This window comes from Streptomyces durocortorensis (assembly GCF_016901035.1).
GTDB lineage: Bacteria > Actinomycetota > Actinomycetes > Streptomycetales > Streptomycetaceae > Streptomyces > Streptomyces durocortorensis.
This window is the reverse complement of record NZ_JAFEUF010000045.1, coordinates 1-8,247: the sequence shown is the minus strand read 5'-3', so window position 1 is coordinate 8,247 and position 8,247 is coordinate 1. Positions and strand designations below refer to the sequence as shown.

At 71.2% G+C, this 8,247-nt stretch carries 10 protein-coding genes; 6 read left to right on the top strand and 4 right to left on the bottom strand.

All coding sequences use genetic code 11. From position 1 onward, the window contains the following. Positions 1–248 precede the first annotated feature (248 nt). The gene (gene mshA, locus JS521_RS12005) at positions 249–1,601 is read left to right on the top strand and encodes a D-inositol-3-phosphate glycosyltransferase (RefSeq protein ID WP_205082746.1); all 1,353 of its coding nucleotides are present in this window, start codon (positions 249–251) and stop codon (positions 1,599–1,601) included. Positions 1,602–1,647: 46 nt separating this feature from the next. Further along, on the top strand, positions 1,648–2,160 hold the full coding sequence (locus tag JS521_RS12000) for a type III secretion system chaperone family protein (RefSeq protein WP_032766337.1): 513 nt from the start codon (positions 1,648–1,650) through the stop codon (positions 2,158–2,160). On the opposite strand, the gene JS521_RS11995 is transcribed toward JS521_RS12000, so the two are convergent. Continuing rightward, positions 2,126–3,190 carry a phosphotransferase family protein gene (locus JS521_RS11995; RefSeq protein ID WP_205082744.1) on the bottom strand — a complete coding sequence of 355 codons (1,065 nt, stop codon included), beginning with the start codon at positions 3,188–3,190 and terminating at the stop codon, positions 2,126–2,128. The two genes, JS521_RS12000 and JS521_RS11995, sit on opposite strands and share 35 nt — an antisense overlap. A 217-nt stretch (positions 3,191–3,407) precedes the next feature. Between JS521_RS11995 and JS521_RS11990 the strand changes: the two genes are divergently transcribed. Then, complete coding sequence (locus tag JS521_RS11990) at positions 3,408–4,217, top strand: hypothetical protein (protein ID WP_205082743.1); 810 nt, start codon at positions 3,408–3,410, stop codon at positions 4,215–4,217. Positions 4,218–4,280: 63 nt separating this feature from the next. Here the strand turns inward: JS521_RS11990 and JS521_RS11985 are convergent, their stop codons facing one another. The 3 genes from JS521_RS11985 to JS521_RS11975 form a co-directional block, all read right to left on the bottom strand. Next, a complete protein-coding gene (locus tag JS521_RS11985) occupies positions 4,281–4,523 on the bottom strand; it encodes a hypothetical protein (protein WP_205082741.1) in 243 nt (80 codons plus the stop codon). After that, complete coding sequence (locus tag JS521_RS11980) at positions 4,520–4,768, bottom strand: hypothetical protein (RefSeq protein WP_205082740.1); 249 nt, start codon at positions 4,766–4,768, stop codon at positions 4,520–4,522. Before JS521_RS11980 ends, JS521_RS11985 begins: the two co-directional genes overlap by 4 nt. Positions 4,769–4,919: 151 nt before the next feature. Next, complete coding sequence (locus tag JS521_RS11975; RefSeq protein ID WP_205082738.1) at positions 4,920–5,306, bottom strand: YunG family protein; 387 nt, start codon at positions 5,304–5,306, stop codon at positions 4,920–4,922. Positions 5,307–5,416: 110 nt separating this feature from the next. On the opposite strand from JS521_RS11975, the gene JS521_RS11970 reads away from it, so the two are divergent. From JS521_RS11970 to JS521_RS11960, 3 genes are all read left to right on the top strand, one after another. Next, on the top strand, positions 5,417–6,157 hold the full coding sequence (locus JS521_RS11970; protein ID WP_205082737.1) for a class I SAM-dependent DNA methyltransferase: 741 nt from the start codon (positions 5,417–5,419) through the stop codon (positions 6,155–6,157). A 125-nt stretch (positions 6,158–6,282) separates the two neighbouring features. Next, a complete protein-coding gene (locus tag JS521_RS11965; RefSeq protein ID WP_239487147.1) occupies positions 6,283–6,939 on the top strand; it encodes a hypothetical protein in 657 nt (218 codons plus the stop codon). 308 nt (positions 6,940–7,247) lie between these two features. Further along, on the top strand, positions 7,248–7,469 hold the full coding sequence (locus tag JS521_RS11960) for a YozE family protein (protein ID WP_205082734.1): 222 nt from the start codon (positions 7,248–7,250) through the stop codon (positions 7,467–7,469). Positions 7,470–8,247: the final 778 nt, after the last annotated feature.

Below are 8,247 nucleotides of genomic sequence, written 5' to 3'. Positions count from 1 at the left end.
TCCTCGGCGGGGGGGGGGGGGGCCCCCCCCCCCCCCGGGCCCGCCCCCCCCCCCCCCCCCCCCCCCCCCCCCCCCCCCCCCCGGGGGGGGGGGGGGGGGGGGGCGCCCGCGACTGCCGGGCGACGCGCCGCCCGGCGCGTAATGATTTGGCAAAGCGGAAATGAAAGGCGGGATTCCACTGTTCTCGCCCTTCGGAGGACCCCCGCGCCCTCTGCCGCAGCATGCCCCTATCGAGGAGGACCGACGAGGTGAGCCAGTACGTCTCCCGGCTCGGCTCCACCCGGACGGCCGCGCGCCTCAGATTCCCCGGAGGCTTCTCCGGGGCGTCGCGCAAGCCGCGCCGCATCGCGATGCTGTCCGTGCACACCTCTCCCCTCCATCAGCCCGGCACCGGCGACGCGGGCGGGATGAACGTCTACATCGTCGAGCTGGCCAAGCGCCTCGCCGCGATCGACATCGAGGTCGAGATCTTCACCCGGGCCACCACCGGCTCCCTGGCCCCCGCGGTCGAGCTGGCCCCCGGCGTCCTGGTCCGGCACGTCGACGCCGGACCGTACGAAGGTCTCGCCAAGGAGGACCTGCCCGCCCAGCTCTGCGCCTTCACCCACGGCGTGATGCAGGCCTGGGCCGGTCAGCGCCCCGGCTACTACGACCTCGTGCACTCCCACTACTGGCTCTCCGGCCAGGTCGGCTGGCTCGCCGCCCAGCGCTGGGGCGTCCCCCTCGTGCACGCCATGCACACCATGGCCAAGGTCAAGAACGCCGCGCTCGCCGAGGGGGACACCCCCGAGCCGGCCGCCCGGGTCATCGGCGAGACCCAGATCGTGAACGCCTCCGACCGGCTGATCGCCAACACCGCCGAGGAGGCCGACGAACTCGTCCGCTTCTACGGCGCCGACCCGGCCGCCGTCGCCGTCGTCCACCCCGGCGTCAACCTCGACCGCTTCCGCCGGGCCGACGGCCGCGCCGCCGCGCGCGCCCGGCTCGGCCTGCCGCAGGACGCCCTGATCCCGCTCTTCGCGGGCCGCATCCAGCCGCTGAAGGCCCCGGACGTGCTGCTGCGCGCGGTGGCCGTGCTGCTGGAGAGGGATCCCTCGCTGCGCTCGCGCATCGTCGTGCCGGTGGTCGGGGGGCCGAGCGGCAGCGGACTCGCGAAGCCCGAGGGGCTCCAGAAGCTGGCCGCGCGCCTCGGCATCGCCGACGTCGTACGGTTCTGTCCGCCGGTGGGCCAGGACCGGCTGGCGGACTGGTTCCGGGCCGCGTCGGTGCTGGTCATGCCGTCGTACAGCGAGTCCTTCGGCCTGGTCGCCATAGAGGCCCAGGCGACCGGTACGCCGGTGATCGCGGCGGCCGTGGGCGGGCTCCCGGTGGCGGTGCGCGACGAGGTCAGCGGCTTTCTGATACCCGGGCACGAGCCGGAGGCGTACGCCCGCGCGCTCGGGCGGTTCGCGGACGCGCCGGAGCTGGTCGACCGGATGGGGGCGGCCGCCGCGGCGCACGCCCAGTCCTTCGGCTGGGACACGGCCGCATCGGCGACCGCCGACGTGTACACGGCCGCGCTCTGCGACCACCGCCGCCGGGCCCGGGCGCACCACGGCTGAGGCTGCCGGGCGCGTGCGGCGTACGGCCCTGTCGTAGGCTCGCAGCATGGCTGACGTACCGGACGAAACCGCAGCGGCCCAGGTCATCGAGGCGACGCTGAACGACGCCGGGCTCGTATGGGAGAGCCCGGGGCGCGGCAACTACGTCGTGACGCTGCCCGGCACCCGCAAGCTGTCGACGACCTGTTCCCTGATCGTCGGCAAGCACTCGCTCTCCCTCAACGCGTTCGTCGTCCGGCACCCCGACGAGAACGACGCCGAGGTGCACCGCTGGCTGCTGGAACGCAACCTCCGCCTGTTCGGGGTGAGTTACGCGATCGACTCGCTCGGCGATGTCTACCTGGTCGGCAAGCTGCCGCTGTCGGTGGTCACCGCCGAGGAGCTGGACCGGCTGCTCGGCGTGGTGCTCGAAGCGGCGGACGGGGCGTTCAACACGCTCCTGGAGCTGGGATTCGCCAGCTCGATCCGCAAGGAGTACGCGTGGCGGGTGGCGCGCGGCGAGTCCACCCGGAATCTGGACGCGTTCAGCCATCTGACCCGGGGCGCGTCCGACAGCTGACGCTCGCCCCGAGACGGACGGCATCCAGGGCGTCGACGAGATGAGGAGCGACCGACTCCCATGTCTCGTCGGCGGCTTCGGCCCCCACGGCACGGGGGACGGTCTCGACGAGCATGATGAGGTAGAGGTAACTCCGGTACAGCGCATAGCGGGTCCGTAGCGCGTCCGTGAACTCCACGCTCTTCCCGCCGGCTTCGGCGTAACCGTCGAGGAAATCCCGGTCCCGCTCGATGTCCCCGAAGAGCGCGAGCGAGACGAAATCGGCCACCGGGTCGCCCCAGAACATCCGCTCCCCGTCGACGACCCCGCCGATCGTGCGCGCGCCCGGTTCGCCCGTGACCAGCAGGTTTCCCGGCCACAGGTCGAAGTGCACGAGTGCGGGCCGGACGACCTCGTCCAGGACGTGGGCCGCGCCCGCCAGCACCGTACGGATGTGGTCGGCGGGGTACGGCAGCCGGGCCCGGTAGGTCTCGGCGTCGGCGAGGACGGCCTCGGTCATCGCGGTGAAGGCGGTACGCCAGGTGGGGGCGAGCGGCCCGAACGGCTCGGCGGGGTAGCCGAACCCGGGCCCGGCGGGCCCGGTCACGGCGGGCCCGGTCACGGCGTGCAAGCGTCCGACGAGCCGCCCGAGTTCGCCGCGCAGCCGGGGCCCGTCCCCGTCGTCCGCCGTGGGAGCCACCTCGTGCCAGGGGCGGCCGGGTCGGGCGGTCATGACCAGGTACGCGCCGGTCGGCGCGGCCGGATCCGCCTCGCTGCGGACGACCCGGGGGATCGCGGGACCGCCGGCCCGCGCGGCGGCGGTGTAGAACGCGACCTCGTTGACCAGGAGGTCGCGTTCGTAGCGCAGGGCGTCGGTGTGCGAGGGAGGCGTCTTGACCACCCAGTCGCGGCCATCGGTGAGCGTCACGCGGGTGACGGTGTTGTACGTGCCGCCGGTGAGCGGGGCGATCGACGCGATGTCGCGCTCGCCGACCCCGAGGGCGTCGAGAACCCGGGGGAGAGGGGAGGGAGCGGGGGCCTGGTCGGACACGCGGATGACGTCCTTTCGGGAGGGTTGTACAGCCCTTCCGCACAGTGCATTCACAGGATGATCACAGCAGAATCACGATCACGGAAGGGCGTTGCCGGACCGGTCTTCGCTCACCGGTTCGATCGTAAGGTGAGCACCACTGCGACGGCCCGTCCCAGACGGCGTCGAAGTGCCGTACGAGGGAGGGTGATCGCTCCTCGAACCGGAGAGATGAACCATGCGCGCCACTGCCGTACGACGTACCGCCCTCGCCGCCTCCGCGGCCGCCCTCGCCCTGCTGGCCACCGCCTGCGGCGGCTCGTCGGACGCCGACGCCCAGGACGGCAAGGACGGGAAGGGCGCCGCGAACGGGAGCAGCTCGGCCCCGAAGGCCCCGGCCAAGGCGCTCACCGCCGCCGAGCTGGAGAAGGCCACCCTCGCCCAGGGCGACGTGAAGGGCACCAAGATCACCAAGGCCGGCCCGGCCGACGAGGTCCCGGCGGACGGCATCAAGGTCGACAAGGAGGCCTGCCTGCCGATCGCCCACGCCATGTCCGGCGTGCCGCAGGAGGGGGCGGCGGCCACCACGAAGCGCAAGGTGATCGACGAGCCGAAGAAGACGGACGAGAAGTCGTTGGAGGACCTGGCGGAGGGTGAGGCCGAGGACCTGTTCAAGGACGCGTTCAACCTCACGTCCACCGCGGTCGTGCTGAGCTCGTACGAGGGGTCGGCGGGTCCGGACGCGTTCGCCACGCTGAAGAAGGCCGCGGCGGACTGCGCGGGCGGCTTCACCGCCACGATCGACAAGACGCCGACGAAGGTCGCCTCGATCACCGAGGAGAAGGTCACCGGCGGCGACGAGGCCGCGGCCTGGACGGTCACCTCGGAGGCCGACGGCGACACCGTCCCGCTGAAGCTGGCAGTGCTCCGCAAGGAAGGCACCGTGGCGACGTTCTTCGCCTTCAACCTGGCGGCGGCGGGCGGCGAGGGCGTGAAGTTCGAGCTGCCGGCCGCGGTCGTGGCGGCGCAGGACAAGAAGCTCGCCTGACGTACGTCCGCGGCGCCTCTGTCCTGATCCACCACGGGGCAGGGGCGCCGCGGCCGTGGCGGATCAGGGCAGGGGCACGAGGCGGACGACGGTGACCGTCAGCACGGACCGGGAGACGTAGTAGAGGACGATGGCCCCGGAGACGGTCGCCTCACGCCGGTCCCGCTCGCGCTTGACGGCGGAGGAGGCGTGCCCGTACGGCTCCTCGCCGAGGGTGCGGACCATCTCGTCCCGGAAGGCCTCGCCGCCGCGCATCTTGGCCAGGGTGTCGTCGGCGGGCGGTGCGAAGGAGATGCGGAAGCTCAAGCGACGCTCCGCCTCTCGGCCTCGTCCCGCGCCAGCCGGTCCAGGATCTTCTCGGCCTCGGGATCGGGGACGGCCTCCAGCATCCAGTGCCGCATGACGGCGTGGATCTCGTGCACCCCGGCCTCGTTGATCGCGAGATCGAACTCCTCGCGTCTCTCCTCGGGGAGCGTCGCCCGGATGTCCGGGATGCTGTTGGGCACCTCGACCTCGGTACCGCCGACGAAGGTCTTCAGAGACTCACCCATGATCGCTCTCCTCGATCTCCTTGCCCTGGAGGGTTTGCCGCCACGGACGGCGTGACGGCATGGGCTCACCGTAGTGCGTGCGAGGGGCATTTCGGCCGCTCCGGCCGGGCACGGATCGGCCACGGATCAGGTGCGGCACGGCACTTCGGGCTCAGCTCCGTCCGAGCTTCGCCGCCACCCGGTCGCGAAGGAGCGCGTACTCCTCCTGGAGCCGCGGCAACTCACCGGGCGGCCGGACGACGACCTCACCGCCCACGACGACCTCCTCGGGTCCGAACTGCTCCCGGGTCAGATCGACTTCGACGCCCATGCCCAGCCGGTTCCACCAGTGGAAGTCGGTCCGCACCCCGTCGACATGGACCTCGCCCCGGATCAACTCCCCGCCGAGCAGATCGTTGAGCACCATGGCGGTCACCCCGCACTGATCGCGCGCCGGATTGTCCGGAGTCCAGCGGTCGCGGTACTCCGGGGTGCAGGTCTCGGCGCTCCAACTGCTGCGCAGGGCCTGCTCGATGTCGGTGAGGAGGTGGATCGTCATGACGGCCATCGTGGCAGGGGGGACTGACAGCGTGGCCGCCCCGCCGTCCGCCGTGGTGGCCCCGAGAATTGCGTCGACAGGGGCCCGGTCGCCCGGCACAGTGGTCGCCCGTGACGAGCAGCGAACTGTGGACCCGAGAGACCGCCGACCGCTACGACGCCGAGGAGGCCGAGAGCTCCTCACCCGCCGCCCTCGGGCCGGCCCTCGACTTCCTCGCCGAACTCGCCGGGGACGGCCGGGCCCTGGAGTTCGCCATCGGAACCGGCCGGGTGGGCGTGCCGCTCCGGGAGCGCGGCGTGCCGGTGACGGGCATCGAACTCTCCGAGCCGATGGCGGCGGTGCTCCGCCGCAAGGCCGACGAGGAGACGCTCCCGGTGGTGATCGGGGACATGGCCGCCACGGTCGTCCCCGGCGAGTTCACCCTGGTCTACCTCGTCTACAACACCATCGGGAACCTGCTCACCCAGGACGAACAGGTCGCGTGCTTCGAGAACGCGGCCCGCCATCTGGCCCCCGGCGGCCGGTTCGTCATCGAGCTGACCGTGCCGCCGTTGCGGTTCCTGCCGCCCGGCCAGGTCGCGGTGCCGTTCGACGTGTCCGAGCGGCATCTCGGCTTCGACACCTTCGACCTGGTCGAGCAGACCCTCGTCTCGCACCACTTCACCCGCGACGACGACGGCCGCTACCGCCGAGGCACCTGCCGCCAGCGCTACGCCTGGCCGGCCGAGCTGGACCTGATGGCCCGGATCGCGGGGCTGGAGCTGGAGAGCCGGGTCGGGGACTGGGACGGGGCGCCGTTCACGGACGACTCCGCCAAGCACATCTCGGTCTGGCGCAAGCCGGTGTCCTGAGGCGGAGCGGGCCGGGGCCTGTCGCCCGAGCCGGGGCCTCTCATCTGAGATGATTCTCTTCAAAACTGGGGGCTCTTGTGCGAAAAATATCGACCGCGGGGACAGCGGTTCTGGCGTGCTTGGTCATGGGCGTCGCCGCGACCGGCTGTACGGACGGCGGCGGCACGTCGGCGGAACCTTCCGCCACTCAGATGCTCGATGACGCGAACGCCGCGATGAGCGATCTGAAGTCGGTGACCATCGAGACGGCCACCGAGGTGACCGGGGGCGTTGACCGGTCCAGCCACCTGGTGACCGACCTCAGGACCACGTGCGCGTACCGGTCGGACTCGGCCTCGGGCGCCCGAATCGACCAGGTCCGGATCGACGGGTCGGACTACATCCGCCCCAACCGGGCCCACATGGAGGAGTCCGGCCGGAAGGTGGCCGGCAAGGGCGAGCAGAAGCTGTGGGTCAAGGAGCTCTCCAGCGAGTCGCGGCCGGGCGACGGACTCTCCGACTGCACGCACGAGTTCACCTCGTTCGGCAAGCCCGTCAAGGGCGCCGAGGGCGAATCGGCCGAGATCGACGGAGTGCCGACGGTTCTGCTGAAGGTGGCCGACAAGGAGAACAACGGCGAGTTCGGCTTCCACGTGGCCACCGAGGGCAAGCCGTACATCCTCAAAGTCGTCTACAAGGACGCCACGTTCGAGAGCACGACCTCATTCAGCGCCTTCGACGAGCCGTTGGACGTCCGTCCCCCGGGCAAGGACGAGGTCATCGACATGAGCGGCGTCGGCTGACCGACCGACCGCACGAACGAGCCCCCTGCCCGCGGACCGACCGTGGGCAGGGGGCTCGATGAGCCGGAGGAAGGTGGCTACTTCTTCTTGCCCTGGGTCTGGCGGGCCCGCTTTTGACCCCTGCTCAGGGGCCTACGCGTGGCCTCTGACCTGCGGTCGAGCGGTGGTCATTGGTTGTTGTTGGTCATCGTTGGTTGGTGTCTGACGGCCCACAGACGGCCCGGCTGGTCGATGCACCTTGGTCGCGCGAAAGGTGGCCTGCCCGCGATTCCCGTACGGCGCGAGGAAGGCGATGGCACGATGAACAGATGGCCCAGAAACCGAGTTTCACAGCATGGTTGAAGACTCACAAGAAGGACCAGAACGCCATCGGAGACCTGGCCCGTGATGTCGCCGCGGATCCCGACTGGCCGAGTCGGCGTCAGCTCAGCGGCCAGCGGGAGTACCTGGAAGAGCGGGGGGCGATCCCTGCGGCGGTGGCGACTCTGGAACGTGCATGGGAACTCTATGAGGCCCAGCAGGAGCGATGAGGAGACCGCCAGACGCAGGGCCAAGGTCTCTTCCCACGCGAAATCCGACGTAAGGCCGGGGGGAGCGGGTTGTCGCTTGTCTTGTCACTTGTCGTGGTGCAGGTCAGATGGGTGTCAGCGATCTGCGGGGCGGGCGTCTGGCCAAGGGCGACAAGCGACAAGACAAGCGACAAGCTGAGGCCGCCACTGGTTGCGGCCCCAGCGGCATTGTGGGGGAGGGGATGGAGCGAGCGGCGAGCCGCGCAACCTCTTGGCAGCTCGCTCCGCGAGCGCGCGCACTCCGCCGGCCGATTGGAGCGGCGTGGCGCGGTGCGGGTCCGGGCGGTGAAGAGACCACCCAGGGGCCGGGGGGCGTGGTCTCTTCCGCCAGACGCGGGCAACTGCCCCTGAAGAGCCTTCCAAGAGGCTACGCAGGGAGGGGGCTGAGAGCTCCCGGGCCTCTTCCCTGAGCGGCCATTTCTGTGGCGAGGGGCAGTGGTGCCCCGTGGAGCGTCTGCGCTCCTCGCGGAAGGGGGTTTGCCCTCCGGGTGGCTGGGAGGCCCCTCGGGGGCCCGCCAGAGGGTTGCACGGCCTAATTCTTGGCCGCCCTACGCGCGCGTGCGCGTAGGGGCCCTCTCCCCCTCGGCGGGTCAACTCTGCAACTTCGCAGGTCAGGCGCGGTTGCAGGGTTCAACCGCTGCTGATGCCGCAACCAGCCGGGGCCCCCTCCTGCGTGGCCTCCTTGGAAGGCTCTTCAGGAGGGGCGTGCGCTGGGGAGGCGATAGGGGAGGCGCAGGGG